Source organism: Aerococcus sp. UMB1112A (assembly GCF_030230715.1).
GTDB lineage: Bacteria > Bacillota > Bacilli > Lactobacillales > Aerococcaceae > Aerococcus.
Map to the genome: position 1 here is coordinate 1 of NZ_JASPDS010000010.1, position 16,099 is coordinate 16,099.

General features: G+C 42.9%; 13 protein-coding genes. 2 read left to right on the forward strand and 11 right to left on the reverse strand.

The genetic code is table 11. From position 1 onward, the window contains the following. Nucleotides 1–498 precede the first annotated feature (498 nt). Together QP860_RS06675 and QP860_RS06680 are read right to left on the reverse strand one after the other, a co-directional pair. Nucleotides 499–966, reverse strand: a complete 468-nt coding sequence (locus tag QP860_RS06675) for a threonine/serine exporter family protein (RefSeq protein ID WP_070620462.1) — start codon at nucleotides 964–966, stop codon at nucleotides 499–501. Then, nucleotides 963–1,757, reverse strand: coding sequence for a threonine/serine exporter family protein (locus QP860_RS06680; RefSeq protein WP_070620458.1), 795 nt, complete (start codon nucleotides 1,755–1,757; stop codon nucleotides 963–965). The genes QP860_RS06675 and QP860_RS06680 overlap by 4 nt, the downstream gene beginning before the upstream one ends. A gap of 248 nt (nucleotides 1,758–2,005) precedes the next feature. Between QP860_RS06680 and glyA the strand changes: the two genes are divergently transcribed. Beyond that, entirely contained in the window at nucleotides 2,006–3,226 is a 1,221-nt protein-coding gene (glyA, locus tag QP860_RS06685; protein WP_070620455.1) for a serine hydroxymethyltransferase, read from the forward strand. 106 nt (nucleotides 3,227–3,332) lie between these two features. Here the strand turns inward: glyA and QP860_RS06690 are convergent, their stop codons facing one another. The 4 genes from QP860_RS06690 to QP860_RS06705 form a co-directional block, all read right to left on the reverse strand. Then, complete coding sequence (locus tag QP860_RS06690) at nucleotides 3,333–4,349, reverse strand: PTS sugar transporter subunit IIC (RefSeq protein ID WP_070620452.1); 1,017 nt, start codon at nucleotides 4,347–4,349, stop codon at nucleotides 3,333–3,335. A gap of 225 nt (nucleotides 4,350–4,574) precedes the next feature. Continuing rightward, on the reverse strand, nucleotides 4,575–4,922 hold the full coding sequence (locus tag QP860_RS06695) for a hypothetical protein (RefSeq protein WP_284912405.1): 348 nt from the start codon (nucleotides 4,920–4,922) through the stop codon (nucleotides 4,575–4,577). Next, nucleotides 4,891–6,204: a DUF1576 domain-containing protein gene (locus QP860_RS06700; protein ID WP_143236729.1), complete on the reverse strand. Its 1,314-nt coding sequence runs from the start codon at nucleotides 6,202–6,204 to the stop codon at nucleotides 4,891–4,893. Before QP860_RS06700 ends, QP860_RS06695 begins: the two co-directional genes overlap by 32 nt. A gap of 12 nt (nucleotides 6,205–6,216) precedes the next feature. Continuing rightward, on the reverse strand, nucleotides 6,217–6,738 hold the full coding sequence (locus tag QP860_RS06705; protein WP_070620443.1) for an FUSC family protein: 522 nt from the start codon (nucleotides 6,736–6,738) through the stop codon (nucleotides 6,217–6,219). A gap of 132 nt (nucleotides 6,739–6,870) precedes the next feature. Here QP860_RS06705 and QP860_RS06710 point away from each other — a divergent pair, with 132 nt between their 5' ends. Continuing rightward, nucleotides 6,871–7,476 (forward strand): GNAT family N-acetyltransferase, encoded by a 606-nt coding sequence (locus QP860_RS06710; RefSeq protein ID WP_070620440.1) that lies wholly within the window; start codon nucleotides 6,871–6,873, stop codon nucleotides 7,474–7,476. Nucleotides 7,477–7,961: 485 nt separating this feature from the next. Here QP860_RS06710 and QP860_RS06715 read toward each other — a convergent pair whose 3' ends face one another. The 5 genes from QP860_RS06715 to rpsR form a co-directional block, all read right to left on the reverse strand. After that, nucleotides 7,962–9,254, reverse strand: coding sequence for an adenylosuccinate synthase (locus QP860_RS06715; protein WP_070616417.1), 1,293 nt, complete (start codon nucleotides 9,252–9,254; stop codon nucleotides 7,962–7,964). A 75-nt stretch (nucleotides 9,255–9,329) separates the two neighbouring features. Further along, entirely contained in the window at nucleotides 9,330–10,706 is a 1,377-nt protein-coding gene (gene dnaB / locus QP860_RS06720; protein ID WP_067973592.1) for a replicative DNA helicase, read from the reverse strand. Between the two features lie 128 nt (nucleotides 10,707–10,834). Continuing rightward, complete coding sequence (rplI, locus tag QP860_RS06725) at nucleotides 10,835–11,287, reverse strand: 50S ribosomal protein L9 (RefSeq protein ID WP_070616415.1); 453 nt, start codon at nucleotides 11,285–11,287, stop codon at nucleotides 10,835–10,837. A gap of 2 nt (nucleotides 11,288–11,289) precedes the next feature. Further along, entirely contained in the window at nucleotides 11,290–13,311 is a 2,022-nt protein-coding gene (locus QP860_RS06730; protein WP_070616413.1) for a DHH family phosphoesterase, read from the reverse strand. A gap of 2,547 nt (nucleotides 13,312–15,858) precedes the next feature. Next, complete coding sequence (rpsR, locus tag QP860_RS06735; protein ID WP_083272419.1) at nucleotides 15,859–16,098, reverse strand: 30S ribosomal protein S18; 240 nt, start codon at nucleotides 16,096–16,098, stop codon at nucleotides 15,859–15,861. Nucleotide 16,099 lies beyond the last annotated feature (1 nt).

Genomic DNA, 16,099 nt, shown 5'->3' on the forward strand with positions numbered 1-16,099 from the left:
AAAAATCAGTCTACTAAATATTGCCTCGTATACTTTAGCAACTTTATACCAATTTATACTTGACTAATCGTAGGAAAGAAGGGTGTGAGCAAAGGCGATTAGAAAGGGATGACTGGAGGCAAAGAGGATAAGAGCGGCTTCAGCCGATCGTTCCACTTTGCTGAAGTCACTCCCTTTCTGCCTTTGCGAACCCGACTAGGGTGTGAGCAAGAGCGCTTAGCTTTGGATGCTTGGAGTAAGTTAGAATAAGGGCAAGCCCTGCTTGCACGTTTCCAACTTGCGAAAGCACTCCGAAACTGCTCTTGCGAGCCCAACTACATAGGCTGTTACCCCCTTCAACAACCAAAGAAAAACTCCGCTAGAGGATTAGTCAACTAATCCAAGCTAGCGGAGTTTTTTGTACATTAAACGATCTATCACTAGGGCAGGACCCCTGCACCACCATGCATCCAAATCCAAAAAGAGTACCAGCCAGAAAAAGCCAATGTTCGATACGGATCACTTACGCCAATTTCGAATCTTCTTCTCAAATTCACGCTGTCGGCGCAGGATATCAATCACCGTATCTGCTGTAAATACTGCTAGAGCAATTGCCAAAGCCGTAAACATAGTGGTTGCCAGCTCACTCAAACCTCGCGAATAATCGGATTGGATGAGATACAAGGCAGTCCGATACATCCCTCCCCCAGGCACCAGGGTATAGAAGCCTGGAATAAAGAAAACCGTAACCGGTTGGTTATAACGCCGAGAGAACCATTGGGACATTCCAGCAATCGCCAGACTCGCAATATAGGTGGCGCCTCCAACTTCTAAAGTCAAAAAATCCAAACATATTAAATAAACCAGCCAACCTGTCGCCGCAATCACTGAGGCCCGATAAATTTGACGTGGCGGAGTTTGCACACAGATAGAACAGGTATAGCCAACAAAATACGCCGCAATAATCTGCAAGATAAAATTAATCATCCTCTAATCCTCCCTATAATAATCAGGGCGATCAAAGAACCCAATGCAATCATTAAAGCTTGAAAGAAAGCTTCCATCGCCCGAGCCCCACCAGCTAGATAATCTTCATGGAAAATATCGCGCAAGGAATTAGTAATCGCTGTTCCTGGCACCAAAGGCATCAGAGTAGAAACAATCACAATCCCCAAAGAAACATTAGGGAAGTACCATGCCTGCATAGCATAGGCAAAGAGCGTGATCATCATGGTACAGAAAACATTCTCGACTGGGCTAGAAATCTCATAACGAGCTGTCATATACATCAGCCCTGATAAGAAGACCGCATCAAAAGTCGTTACTATAAACTCATCGACACCGCCTCCAAAGAGAATAGCAAAGCACATTCCTAAACCAATCACGCCAATAAAACGCATGTGGATCGGATAAGGATTACTTTCTGAATCGATCTTTAGTAATTTTAGATAAGCTACAGCCAGCGTAATCTCCCCATTAGATAATTGCCTAGAGACCGTATTTACCTTCGAGACCTTGTGAAGAACACTCCCCCTGGTTTGGATCCGTTTAATGCCCACGAGTCGATTATTCGCTTCATTCAGGTCATCAAGTGACGCATAGAGCCCCGTGGCATAGGATATTGCTACGGTTGAATAAAGGTTCGAATAACTTAAGATGCGCTCCATAGTATCTTCCACGCGGTAGGTTTCAGAGTTACTCTCCGTCATAATCTTTCCAGCTAACAGGGCCGTCTCTAAGAGTAATTTCTTAGGTACTTGCTTCTCATCTACGGCCATTCCCGTCACTCCCTCCACCATCACATTATAATTACCCTTTATTTTATCATACTGACCCTCTAATATTATAGATAAAATATAAAAAATAAGATTTTTCTCCCATTAAAATACTTTCAATCACATCTTTCATAAATATTATCAAATTTATATATATAAAGGGCTTACATATTTTACTTGTGAAATTCATATTTTAATGATACTATAATTTTGACGTTAAAAGTCAAAATAAAATTATGGAGGTATAGCATATGTCAAGAGATGTTGTATTTGATTACATTGATAAGGAATTTGAACGCCAGCAAAATGGGATTGAGTTAATCGCGAGTGAAAACTGGGTATCCCCAGCTGTTCGTGAAGCTCAAGGTTCTGTACTCACTAACAAATACGCTGAAGGCTATCCTGGCCGTCGCTACTATGGTGGGTGCGAGTTTGTCGACGAAATCGAAACCCTAGCCATTGACCGCTTGAAAGAACTTTTTGGCGCTGAATATGCCAACGTACAACCCCACTCAGGTGCTCAAGCTAACATGGCTGTTTATTCTGCCCTTTTACAACCAGGTGACAAGGTACTTGGCATGAACTTGACAGATGGTGGCCACTTAACACACGGCTCTAAAGTGAACTCAAGTGGTAAACTCTATGATTTCGCTGACTATGGCGTAGACAAAGAAACCGAACGTATCGACTACGACAAACTTGAAGAAACTGCTAAAGAAGTTAAACCAAAATTAATCGTAGCTGGGGCTTCTGCCTATGCCCGTGAAATTGACTTCAAACGCATTGGCGAAATCGCTAAGGCTGTTGATGCTTACTTCATGGTTGATATGGCCCATATCGCTGGTTTAGTAGCTGTTGGCCTCCACCAGAACCCAGTTCCTTATGCCGATGTTGTTACCTCAACAACCCATAAGACTCTGCGTGGCCCACGTGGCGGAGTTATCTTATCCAATAACCAAGACCTCTTCAAGAAATTAAACTCTGCTGTCTTCCCAGGCATGCAAGGGGGCCCATTAGAGCACGTTATCGCCGCTAAGGCCGTTGCTTTCGGTGAAGCTCTCGACGATTCCTTCAAAGATTATCAAAACCAAATCGTTAAGAATGCTAAAGCAATGGAAAAAGTCTTCAGTGAGAGCGGTCTCCACATGGTATCTGGTGGGACAGACAACCACTTAATCTTACTCAAGGTAATCGACCGCGACCTAACTGGTCAAGAAGTTGAAGCGGCTTTAGATGAAGTTGGCATCACTGTAAACAAGAATACCATCCCATTCGAAACTTTAAGCCCAACTAAAGCATCTGGTATTCGTTTAGGGACACCTGCCATCACTTCTCGCGGCTTCAAGGAAGAAGAAGCAGCTAAAGTGGCTGAATGGATTGTTCGCATCATTGAAAATATCAATGACGACAAGGTGAAAGAAGAAGTGAAGCAAGAAGTTCAAGACTTAGTGAAGGACTTCCCACTTCAATAAGCATTCACTTAATCTAACTAAATAAAACGGCACCGAAGCAACTTAATCAGAAATTGCTTCGGTGCCGTTTTTTTATTATCAAAAGATGTAATAAAATACTATCTTTTTAATCTTCAATAATGTCATTCGTTGTGTAAACCCGCAGGTTACGGAAAATATAACTTGTGAAGAAACCAACAGCCGCCCCGCATAGTAAACAGATAAGCCCAGCAAACAATACTTTATGAGCTGGATTATCGGCTAGGGGTGCTAGAATTCCAGGAATGATGGAAGCAGTCCCTGGCGTATTATTGACTAAATCAGTCATCGCAACATACATACCAGAGACAGCTCCGGTGAGGGTACTCGTCACATAAACTGGCAGGGGATTGGCCGTTACTAAGTGGGCCTGAGTTAAGGGCTCAAGAGCCACACTTAAACTTTCCTCACGCGTACCAATCTTCAAGCGACTAAAGAGTAGATAGTTAGCCGTTGCGGAAGAAAAGATCGCTAAGCCAGCGATAGCCATCGCTTTACCAGTCAGGCCCATCATAGCTGTTAAGGCCATGGAGCTGAGTGGTGCCGTTGAAACTACCGTAAAGACAGCGCCCAAAACAGCCCCCATAAAAAGTGGACTGGATTGAGAAGCGGCTTCAATAATTGCCCCAATCTGACCTAGGGCACTGTCAATAATCGGTGCGATCAAGGCTGCAATGGCATAGGCAATCGGCAAGGCTGTTGCCGCAATGACAAAGACATCCAAGCCCCCATTGACTTTCTCTTGAATATACCGCACAAGGAAGGATATTAAATAGGCCGCAATAAAACCGGGCAAGATGCCAAATTGCATCATGGACAAGGCAATAAGTAAAGAGTTAACAGGACTTGCTCCTAGACGTAAAAGCACCATCCCTGCAGCCGCTACCCCGGCTAAAGAACCATTGGCTTCAGCAATTCCATTTAAGAAAGGAACATCCAAAATCGTTCCAAAAAGGGCACCATAAACAGCTTCAACCAAGAAACTAGCAACTGCTGCATCGGCTAGAGCACTCATTGTTTTTGCCCCATAAGGTGCTTTAAAGCTAAATAGAGTAAAGAAGGATAGGATCAAAGCTAAGTAAAATAAACCTAATAGTACATCCATAATTTAACTCCCACGAGCTCTCAGACTAGTGGGAACTCCTTTCTGTAGAAGACCCCTACATAACAATCTGCTGTTTAAACCACTCCCTCATCCCCATAAGGTAGTAAGCTTATTAGCTCTTACATTTTTAGTATAACATATTTGTAAGCGTTTTAAAAATATAAAAAATTGTGACAGGAAAAATATTAACAAGACGGCATTAACTTACCATTTCTTAAGAAATTATTAGGACAAATAACGAATTAATTCTAATTGAAAGGAATTCGGCTCAAAAGAATAAGCTGCTTCATCAATCATTGCTGCAATAATTTCAGGATTTATTTGGTCCTCGCGAATGCCTAAGAGGTCTTCGTAATACTCTTCCACCTCGTATTGACGAGGCTTTTGGAGCTGGTCCATCAATTCCTCAATATCAGCTGGTGCTTTAGGCATGGCAGCCGTCAAGTGAATAACGACCTCTTCCGCTTCAAAGGTAATCTCAACCCTAAGGTCCTTGACCCGGTAGTTGAAGAAATAATCCATCATCTCACTTGCAATTAATTTAGCTTTCCGAAATTCTTGAGCGTTCGGCACGGTCTCGCCTCCATTCTGCAATTGTCTCTAAGACAGGGGCCATTGTTGCAGCAACAAAGCCACCTGAAAAACCATTATTGTATAAATTTAAACCGGCATGGACGCCCCCTACATTATTCACCAGGGTCGCATGTAAGGCGCCCGCTAAGAAGCCTGCTAAGGGCCCATAATGCCCTGCAATCGGAGCTAAGGTGGTTCCAAATAGCACCGCTAGAATGGCTGAGGTCATATCGGGATCGTGGGTCAGCATAAAGTGCTGCATCAAGAAGATCCCCAAGACCACGGGCGTCACATTGCGAGGATGTTTCCCAAAGGCGGCAAAACCCATAACCGTCAAAATACCTCCCATAACTGGACCGTTGAGTACACCACCCAAGGCTATTAGATAAGCTATCGCTAGGAGTCCCAGGATGCCAACATTCACTAGCGTCAAAGCTGATCCATGTAAGAGAACAAAGTCTGTGACAGAAGTTCCTGCCTCGTGGTTCAAAGCTCGGTAGCCCTTAAACGAAAAGCGGTTGGCACTCCAGCCCATCAAGATTAGGAAGAGGCAGAGCAAGATAACAAAGCCAAAGACCGGCCCATAGTTCACCGTCACCTGAATATTCTCCACCTCAACAGCCAACTTAAAGGACCGCATGACGCTAGCCACCACCATGGCCAAAACCCCACTGGTAAAGCCTAAATTATAGAGGTTAAAACCCAGGTGGAAGCGGAGGAAGGAAGAAGCAATGGGACTCACCACAAAGCCAACAAAAATACCCAAAGCATAGCCCAGAGGAATTCCCCAAGCCAAGGGCAGGCCCTGACCGAAACTCACCAGACTCACAACAGGACTCAAAGCCGTTGAAAAGAGGGCTGTCAGCAGGACTTTTTTAAAAGGAATAGATAAAAATTTTGTATAGAGCCAAGCCCCCATCATAAAGGGAATAGTATTGAATAAATTTTTGCCAAAAAAAGCAAAACCTGTTACAGTAAAGAGTGCCGCAAAAAGTGGTCCTGTCATCCATTTGGCATGGCGGCTCACCATAAAAGCATTCAGTAACATAAGGATCCCGGCATTAACAAAGGTCGCCCCGTAGCCTCCGACGGCAAAATAGTCCGTCAATAAATTCGAGGGCGCGATGAGAATCTGCCAGTAGCCCTGCAAAAGTTCAGGCAGGGGCTGGATTAAAAGACCACAAACAATAAAAAATAGGGCCAAAAGGTATAAAAAGTTGCTAGAAATGAGATTCTTCTTTAAAAAATAGGCATCGAGATGTTCGAGTACAGTGCCTAACAAATGGATCCCCCCTTAAGCTTTACTTATTTTGTCAAAAAAACTTTTAACCGCATCCACCCTTTCTCGCGATAGGGCCCATTCGACGAAGAGCGCAACAGCCGCCCCCACCAAGGTATCCACTAAGCGCCAGAAAACATAGAGAATCCGTTCCTGGTCGGGAATGGAATAGAGGACGATCGTATAAATCGCAATGGAACCTACAATCGCTTGCGAGGAATTAAAAGCATTGCCTAAGATAATGGTGAGCATAACACCCAAAGCAGGAAAGAGATAAGAAAAAATCTGCCAATTAGGGAAGAGGGTCATCAAAGAAACACAGAGAAGGGCCATCAAGCCCCCAATAAAATTCCCAAAAATCCGGTGGCGGCCATATTTATTGGTCGACTGGAAATCCGTTCGCTGGCTAAATCCAGCAGACAAGGCAGCAATCTGGGGGGAATGGGTGCTAAAGAGATCATATAGCAAGGCGATTAAAAAGAAACTGAGACCTGTCTTAAAAGTGCGCATTCCTAAGTGAAATCTTGTCTGTCCCATGCCAAGGGCTCCTTTCATCTTGACAAAAACTTTATAAGTAACATAATAGCGGTCAAGTTAGTAATTAACAAGTCTAAATTTAAAGAAAATCTAAATAAAAGCATTTTGAAAAAGAAAATAGGAGGAGACGCATTGGAAAAATCATCCCTAACACCAAGTGAACGTGAACAAGTTGCCGATATCATTGTCAATACCTTCGAAGACAAAATCCACTATGTTTGGATTATGACCAGCGACAAGGCCAAAGCCAAACGCCTGATCGCTAAACACTTCAATGAAGACCAATTAATCGTCGTACGCGACCAGGGCAAGATCCAAGGCATCCTCTCCTATGAAAGCCGGGACCAACCCAACTTCCTCCCCATCCCCTGGCAGAGCTTCCGCCAAGAATTCGGCTTCTTCCCCTCCCTGATCCGCAGCCTAGGCTACTACATCTACAAGCACAGCCAAAGTAAAGCCCAAGCAAGAGACTGGCACATTGACCTCCTCGCCGTCCACTCCCAAGCCAGGGGCCAAGGCATCGGTAGCCAACTCCTCCAAAAAGCCAGTCAAGCCGCCAAGGCCGACCACAAACAACAAGTCATCCTAGAAGTCGTCAACAGCAACCCCCGCGGCAAAAAATTCTACGAACAAAACGGCTTCGAAACCAGCGACCACCAAACCATCCCCCGCCTCTTCCAACCCTTCACCAAAGCCGCCAACTTCAACAGCTTCTATATCATGAAAAAAAGAGTGTAAAAAGACAGGGTGCGAGCAAGAGCGTTTAGCTTTGGATGCTTGGAGTAAGTTGGAATAAGGGCAAGCCAGGCTTGCACGTTTCCAACTTGCGAAAGCACTCCAAAGCTGCTCTTGCGAACCCGACTACAGGGTGTGAGGGCGCGCGGGTAGAAGTGGACCTCTGGAGCAAAGCGACAGAGAAGACTGAAAGTCTTCGGCGGCGCTTTGTGAAGAGGAGCCACTTCTGCGCGACCGAACCCGACTAGACAGGGTGTGAAGGTTGGCGCTTAGCTTTCGTTCACTGGAGCAAGTCACCAGAGCAGTCAACCAGACTGCGGCGGAGACTTGTGAAGTGACACGAAAGCTGCCAGTCTGAACCCGACTATAGTGAAAGCAAGGGCATTTGCTTAGATAAGAAGCTCATCCCAAGCAAGATAGCAATCCAAACTAAAAGGCAGCTAAGCGAGAAATGATTGGTTTTCTCGCTTAGCTGCCTTTTTATCTTCTTAGCTATTCCAAATATCATTCAAAATATTAGTTTGTTCGCGATCAGGGCCGACAGAGAAGGTAGAGATTTTAACCCCCACTAATTCACTGACGCGTTCCACATAACGACGGGCATTGTCAGGTAGGTCATCAAGGCTCTTGCAAGCTGTAATATCTTCTGACCAACCAGGCAGCGTTTCATAAATAGGGGTACAATCAGCCAATTCTTTAAGGCTGGCAGGATAGTAATCGATGCGACTGCCATCTGATTTCTCGTAAGCCACGCAGATCTTCACTTCTTCCAGACCAGATAAGACATCGACACAGTTCAAGCTGAGATCGGTTAAGCCAGAGATACGTTTAGAGTGGCGCATCACCACAGCGTCGAACCAACCTACCCGGCGTGGCCGACCCGTTGTCGTCCCATATTCATGACCCACTTCGCGGATGCGGTCGCCTACTTCATCAAAGAGCTCAGTTGGGAAGGCCCCTTCCCCCACTCGTGAGGTATAGGCCTTGCAGACCCCAACCACCTTATCAATCTGGGTTGCACCGATCCCGGTCCCAATGGTGGCGCCCCCAGCTACAGGATTTGAAGAGGTCACAAAAGGATAGGTCCCTTGGTCAATATCCAACATATTACCTTGGGCCCCTTCGAAGAGAACCCGTTGCCCTTGGTCCATCAACTGACCAATCAAATAAGAAGAATCCGCCACATAATCTTTAACTTCTTGACCATAAGCATAGTAGCTTTCAAAAATAGAGTCAAAATCTAAAGCTTGTCCTTGGTAAATCTTTTCAATGACTTGGTTATGATAAGCAAGATTTGCCTTTAATTTTTCCGCAAAGCTATCCTTTTCTAGTAAATCACAGAAACGAATCCCGATCCGAGCTGCTTTATCAGTATAAGCAGGGCCGATCCCTTTAATGGTCGTTCCAATCTTTTGGTCGCCCTTAGCTTCTTCTTGGAGTCGGTCTAATTCAATGTGGTAGGGCAGGATGACATGGGCCCGGTTGGAAATCCGTAAGCCGCTCGTGTCTACACCATTCTCCTTAAGATAGTTCAATTCCTTGACTAAGGCTTGGGGATTGACGACAACCCCATTGCCAATAATGGATAACTTATCTGGCGAGAAGATACCAGAAGGAATGAGGTGGAGGGCAAATTTCTTCCCATCGAATTGGATGGTATGGCCGGCATTATCTCCGCCCTGGTAGCGGACAATAGCGCTAGCCTCCTTAGCTAGGAAGTCCGTAATCTTCCCTTTCCCTTCGTCTCCCCACTGTGTTCCAACAACAACAATTCCAGACATAATTCCAAGTCCTTTCTCGATTGGCTTATCCATAGATTGGATAGTATTTTTGACGCTACAACCGTCTTTACTCCCCTACATCTCCGCTTCATCTCGGAAACTTACCGAGGAGAATTTATTGAATTCCTTAGTGAAGATTAATTTCACTGTCCCGCGGGCCCCACTCCGGTTCTTCTCAATAATCACTTCAATAATGTTATTATCAGCATCCGGATTCTCTTCCTCTTCGCTGCCCTCTCTTTGATAATAATCCTCACGGTAAAGGAAGGCAACAATATCCGCATCCTGCTCGATCGAACCGGATTCCCGGATATCACTGAGGACAGGCCGCTTATCCTGCCGTTGCTCCACACTCCGAGAAAGTTGGGACAGGGCAATGACCGGCACACTCAGTTCTTTAGCTAATTTCTTTAATTGCCGAGAAATCTCAGACACTTCCTGCTGGCGGTTCTCGCTCCGCCGGCTCCCTTCGATCAACTGCAAGTAGTCAATCACAATCAGGTCCAAGTCTCCCTTCTCTTGCTTGAGTCGGCGCGACTTAGCCCGAATATCTGTCACCCGGATCCCTGGAGTGTCGTCGATGTAAATCTCAGACTCCCCTAAAGCCCCCATGGCAACGACTAGGTCAGACCACTCTTGCGGCTCTAAACGTCCCGTCCGCAAACGGTTAGCATCGATACTACCTTCCGCACAGAGCATCCGGTTAACCAAGGATTCGGCCCCCATTTCCAGGCTGAAGATGGCCACCCGACCATTCTGCTTGGTCGAAATGTTCTGAGCTATATTCAGAACGAAAGCCGTCTTCCCTACCCCAGGCCGGGCCGCAAGGATAATCAACTCATCCGGGTGCAAGCCCGTGGTCATCTTATCAAGATCAGGGTAACCCGTCGCAATCCCCGTTACCGCCTCATGCTGCTTGGACAATTCTTCAATATGTCCAATCGATTCCTGGAGCACCTGGGAGATATGGATAAAACCATTACGATTGCGATTTTCACTCACCGCTAGGATTTGCCGCTCGGCCCCATCCAGGATGGTCGTCAAGTCATGTTCCTCACCGTAAGATTCCTTCTGAATTGTATTGGTCGCATGGATCAGCTTTCTAAGGATCGACTTCTCTTCGACAATCTTGGCATAGTACTCCGCATTCGCTGCCGTCGGTGTCTTCTCAGCAATTTCAAAAATATAGTCAGCCCCACCGATATTCTCCAGCATGCCCCGGCTCTGCAGATCTTCCTGGATCGTCAAGGCGTCAATCGCCTCATCCCGGTCATTGAGTCGCTGCATAGAGCTAAAAATCAAGCGGTGGCTTCTTTTATAAAAATCTTCTTCACTGACAAATTCATTGACAGTTGTAAAAATATCCGGTTCAAGTAGGATTGAACCCAATACTGCCTGCTCAGCTTCAATATTCTGAGGAGGAATACGTTCTATTAAGTCACTATCAGCCATGATTTCCTCCTTCGTCATAAATCAAGTCATTTAGGCGTTAATAATTATACTAAAAACTTCAGCTCATGAAAATAAGCCAGGGCAAAAAAAGCCCTAGCCCATTCAATTCTCATTCTTTTTTAAATTTTCTATTCCTCAACAACATGTACCCGGATCGTCGCTTCAACATCCGGATGTAATTTCACAGGCACGTTCCGATAGCCAAAAGCACGGATTGGGTTGGGTAATTCAATCTTCCGTTTATCGATCTTAATCCCATATTGGTCCTTCAAGGCTGTCGCAATTTGCTTAGATGGCACAGAACCAAAGAGACGGCCATCTTCGCCACCCTTAGCCTTAACTTCAGCAACCGTTTCCTCATCTTCTAGAAGGGCCTTTAATTTTTCAGCCTCTGCCTTTTCTTCAGCGGCTTCTTTGGCTTCTGCCTTTTGTTTGCCTTTTAGGGCAGAGATGGCACTATTGGTCGCTTCTTTAGCTAGGCCTTTTTTAATCAGGTAGTTTTGCGCATAGCCGGTAGAAACTTCCTTAATTTCACCTTTTTTACCTTGTTTTTTAACATCTTGTAAGAATATAACTTTCATCCTTATTCCTCCTTATCTTTTGCTAAAACTGCTTTCAACTGGTCGACCGCTTCACTCACCGTCACATCGGAAATCTGTGTGGCAGCATTGGACAAGTGGCCGCCACCTCCCAGTTCTTCCATGATCGTTTGCACGTTGACATTTCCCATACTCCGAGCCGAAATGCCGACCCGACCGTCATTACGTTGGAAGACAACGAAGGAAGCGGCTATCCCATTCATGGACAAGAGGGTATCCGCTGCCTGGGCAGCAATCACAGTGGCATATACTTGACCATCTGGACCCTGAGCAATCCCCATATTGGGCTCAACATACTGGACGCTCTCGATCAATTGGCTGCGGTCGATATAATCATTGAGATCCTCCTTCAAGAACTCTTGGATGAGGATGGAATCGGCCCCATTAGACTTCAGATAAGAAGCCGCATCAAAGGTCCGCGAGCCCGTACGCAAGGAGAAGTTCCGTGAGTCAACCATAATCCCTGCCAACATGATCGTCGCTTCCAAGCGATTAACCGGACTGCCTTCTGGATTTTGGTATTCAAAGAATTCCGTAATCAGTTCGCAGGCCGAGGAAGCATAGGGCTCAATGTATTCTAAGAGAATATTACTGGCCACTTCTTCACCCTTCCGGTGGTGGTCAATAACCACAATCCCATTAACCGCTTCAATTAATTCAGGGGCTACCGTGATAGAAGGCCGGTGAACATCCACCAAGAAGACAAGAGAGTCTGGTTGGACCATCTCTTCGGCCTGGCTTGGCGAAATAATAGCCTCTGCATTATCTGGATCTTGGCGCAATTCTTCAATTACCCGCTTAATATCTTGGTTGATTCGATCTTCATTCACCACGATATAGCAGTGGCTATCATTCATCTGAGCAATACGCCGAATTCCCACGCAAGCACCAATAGCATCCATATCGGGATAATCGTGCCCCATAACAAAGATAGTCTGATTTTCCTGCATCATCTTGGCAATCGTATTGGCTATTTGCCGCGACCGCACATGGGTCCGCTTAACCATTGGATTGGTTTTTCCCCCATAGTAACGGGCCTTTTGGTTCTTAACTTTGATGACAACTTGATCACCTCCACGGCTCAAGGCCAGGTCCACATTGGCTTGGGCTTGGTCCCCAATTTCGCTAATACTTAGCGGATCATCCATCTCACGGTAAGAAATCCCAATCGATAAGGTCAGTGGGAAGTTCCACTTAGAAGTGGCTTCTCGGATTGTATCGATAATCTGGAATTTATCCTCTTCCATCTCTTGCAAGGCCCCGTAAGTCCCGATGAGAAGGAAGCGGTCATCGTCCAATTCTTTAACAAAACTATTATACTTTCTTCCCCAAGTCGACAATTGCTTGGTCATGTAGTTATCGATCGTTGACTTGCGGCGGTCATTCAAGGCCGACATGATTTCATCATAATTATCCACCAAAATATGGCCAATAATCATACGATTGTTGCTGGCTGCTTGACTGATTTCGCCATATTGGGTCACATCCATAAAGTACATGGCCCGTTGATCGCGCAAGAGACCGACATCAAAGAAACGATCCTGCCACTGAATCCGATCCGTGGATTGACCTTCTTCTTCATATAAACGATGAAAAACTTCGGCTAAATCAGCATCGATTTCTTCAAGTTCATGGCCAATCAAGTCATTACGGTCAAAATACTTTAATAAGTAAGGGTTCACCCAGTCGATCAAATTATCATTCGGATTAAACAAGATAATACCAATCGGCATCTGCAATAAAATTTCATTCTGTACCGATTGCAAACGATTTTCGAGCCGCTCCATTTGTTTAGCAAACTCATATTCCAGGGCATTCCAAGCATAAAGCAAGACTAAAGCTACTAAGATAACCAATACGAGGATGAGAGCCCCTAATTTCACACTAGAGATAAAGGCTAGGATGGCACAAGCCAAGAGTAAGAGTGCAGCAATCCCAATCGCAAGAGAAATGCGACCATCTTTTAATTCAGGATGCTGCTTAGACTGCTTGTAATTTTTTTGCATGATCTACTCCTTCATTTCATATAAGGATATTTTAACACACTTAGCTTATTTTTAAATTAATTTCAATCATCTCTATTATACCGTGAAATAGGCAAAAAGAAAAGGATTAAAGAACATACGTTCCCTATATAAAATGTTACACGTGAAACAAAATAAAGTCACTTTTTTGGTAAAACAATTAATTAAGCTTCATAAGAGTCAAAACAGTAAAAACTTAAAATATTATCTTTATATATTAAATAAACACTTTCTTTTTGCTTGAATTCTCGCTTGCTATCAATCATTAAGAAATATTTTTGCTCAGCTATAAAAAAATCAGTTTTACTATTTCTATCTTTTATAAATGTTCCACGTGAAACACTAATACTGATTCCAACTTATTCAGCACTCAATTTTAAAATGTTTCACGTGAAACATAGCTGGAAAAAGTTAATAGGAAAGATATTAATCATTACGAAAAAGAAAAACTAAGCATTTATATTACAAAAGCAATAAGATATGGACAATAGCTTCATAGTGAATTAAAGTCGATTTTGATATTTTCATTTCAAGCATTCAAAACTTGACGATAAAAAAGAAGGACTAAAGAGAATAAAGCATTAGATATCAAAGTGGAACTCTTTCTTTAACTAGACAGACCTCCCTGTATGAAATATTTTTTTTAAGTCAACTACAAATTAAACTTCTGTCATCAACCAAGCTAAAGATTTCCCCATAATTTTTACCACGTATAGTTTTGTCCATAGCAATGTTAAAAGTGTCATGAAACACGGATAATAATAAGTGGTTCTATGCTAGCTAGTTAGCTGATTCAGAACTAACTACTCAACAGTAAGCAATTATAATCTGTCTAACTTAAAAGTTTTCGCCTCCTCCCAATTTCAACGATTGAGCTTATAAATAAAGATTAGCTGTCATAGATATGATTAACAATTACAATATCCAATAAGATAAACAAGAGACAAACATCTACAATCATTGTTTCACGTGAAACACAAATAGCAAAATTACTTTAATAACACGATTAAGTAGAAATAGAAAGGATCACACTTTTATTCAGTAATTAATTATTCTCCACTGGCCTCCGCTTGGATAAATTAATTTAATATTGCTAGTCTTTACAACTAATTGGTATGGAGAATTAAGATGATGCTATTTAGACCTTTCGATGACTTGAAATCACTTCAAGTCGAATCTTGCGAGCCCAACTCAACAACTATACCAGGAGTGTGAATGTAAGCATTGTCCGCTTAGCTTTTGTTCACTGGAGTAAGCCATCAGAATTAGAACACTCTTCAAGACTTGACTGTGTGTCGGAGACTTGTGAAGTCACATGAAGGTTAGGAAAATGAATCCAACTACTAACTATGTCCAATCCTTTACCAACAGTTTTCCATAGTTAACAGATAAGTTGTGCTATAGCTGATCGAAAGCTAGAGCGAATTACAGATATATATTCCGAATTCAGGACTAATAGACTTTTGTCACACGCTCTTATAGAATTAAAATAAATCTATTTTAACCTACATATCACATTCAATATCTTTTTTAAAGAAGACATTTTTAGAGAGAAGTATTAGCTATAGTCAATATAGTCAACAATACTGTTTTCATTAACTTGAAATCTAGCCCTAGATTCTAGATGTCTTCCATATTTAGTAAAAGGCTTCTGTGGCACACAGTCTATTGTTCCACGTGAAACATCGAAGTGGGTTAAGTAAAGCTAGCAAAATATAAAAAAAGAGAGACGATAGTTCTTGCATTCTTGAAGAAAAATCGTCTCTCTTTTATTTATTACACAATCTGATGATTCAATAATAGGTATTCTTGCTTAGGAAAGTATTATATTTAATCATTTATATTAAGATTATTTTGGTCAAAGTTATCCCAAATCTGCTAGGAAGTTAGATCTTTTCATTAACTTAAGACTAATTCAGTATTTTTCTTGGACTATGTATTCTCAAAAACTCAGCAATGGAGAATAAGCCAATTCATTATATTACGCTATCATATTTCCCTTTATAGTCCCAATTAAAAAACTTCATTTTGTTCCATGTGGCACATTAAAAGATCTACTCACATCGCTAATCATTTTTTAGCTAGAAGAACTTATACACAGTTTTATAATAAAAAGAAAATTTTATACTTATCCACACTAGACGAGAGGAACATCATTTCTTATTTTTATCCACAATTCAAGGATATCCACATTAGGTTTATACTTTTCCATATTTAAGTACTTTTTTATCTAATAATCAATAATAATGCTATAAATAAGAACATACGTTCCTACCAACGGACAAAACCCCTGTTTCCCAAACTTCTTATCCACAAATCAACAGGTTTGTCCACTTACGAACAGTCTTGTGGATAGTTGCTGTGGACAAGTTCTAGGCTGTTTCACGTGGAACAATCCACAGTTAGCCTCATAACTATCCACACCTGTGCATAAATAGAATTAACATGTGGAAAACTCTTGTTTTAGGAACATATGTTTATACACAGGCATAAAAAAAGCACCCGGTTGATACCCGGTGCTCTCTTCTATTAGTCCTGAACGGTAAATGGTAATAAGGCCATTACACGTGAACGTTTAATAGCAGTTGCTAAAGCACGTTGGTGTTTTGCACATGTACCAGTTACACGGCGAGGTAAGATTTTACCTTTTTCAGAAATATAACGTTGTAATAAATCTGTATCTTTAAAATCAATATGATCTACATGGTTAGCGCAGAAGAAACATACTTTTCTACGTCTACGGCCACCACGACGACGATTTTGTGCCATG

What these genes read in the sequence shown, in the direction of transcription:
- rplI (WP_070616415.1), bottom strand. Translation starts at nt 11,287, where the DNA reads ATGAAAGTTATATTCTTACAAGATGTTAAAAAACAAGGTAAAAAAGGT.
- QP860_RS06690 (WP_070620452.1), bottom strand. Translation starts at nt 4,349, where the DNA reads ATGGATGTACTATTAGGTTTATTTTACTTAGCTTTGATCCTATCCTTC.
- glyA (WP_070620455.1), top strand. Translation starts at nt 2,006, where the DNA reads ATGTCAAGAGATGTTGTATTTGATTACATTGATAAGGAATTTGAACGC.
- QP860_RS06675 (WP_070620462.1), bottom strand. Translation starts at nt 966, where the DNA reads ATGATTAATTTTATCTTGCAGATTATTGCGGCGTATTTTGTTGGCTAT.
- dnaB (WP_067973592.1), bottom strand. Translation starts at nt 10,706, where the DNA reads ATGGCTGATAGTGACTTAATAGAACGTATTCCTCCTCAGAATATTGAA.
- QP860_RS06715 (WP_070616417.1), bottom strand. Translation starts at nt 9,254, where the DNA reads ATGTCTGGAATTGTTGTTGTTGGAACACAGTGGGGAGACGAAGGGAAA.
- QP860_RS06680 (WP_070620458.1), bottom strand. Translation starts at nt 1,757, where the DNA reads ATGGCCGTAGATGAGAAGCAAGTACCTAAGAAATTACTCTTAGAGACG.
- rpsR (WP_083272419.1), bottom strand. Translation starts at nt 16,098, where the DNA reads ATGGCACAAAATCGTCGTCGTGGTGGCCGTAGACGTAGAAAAGTATGT.
- QP860_RS06730 (WP_070616413.1), bottom strand. Translation starts at nt 13,311, where the DNA reads ATGCAAAAAAATTACAAGCAGTCTAAGCAGCATCCTGAATTAAAAGAT.
- QP860_RS06705 (WP_070620443.1), bottom strand. Translation starts at nt 6,738, where the DNA reads ATGGGACAGACAAGATTTCACTTAGGAATGCGCACTTTTAAGACAGGT.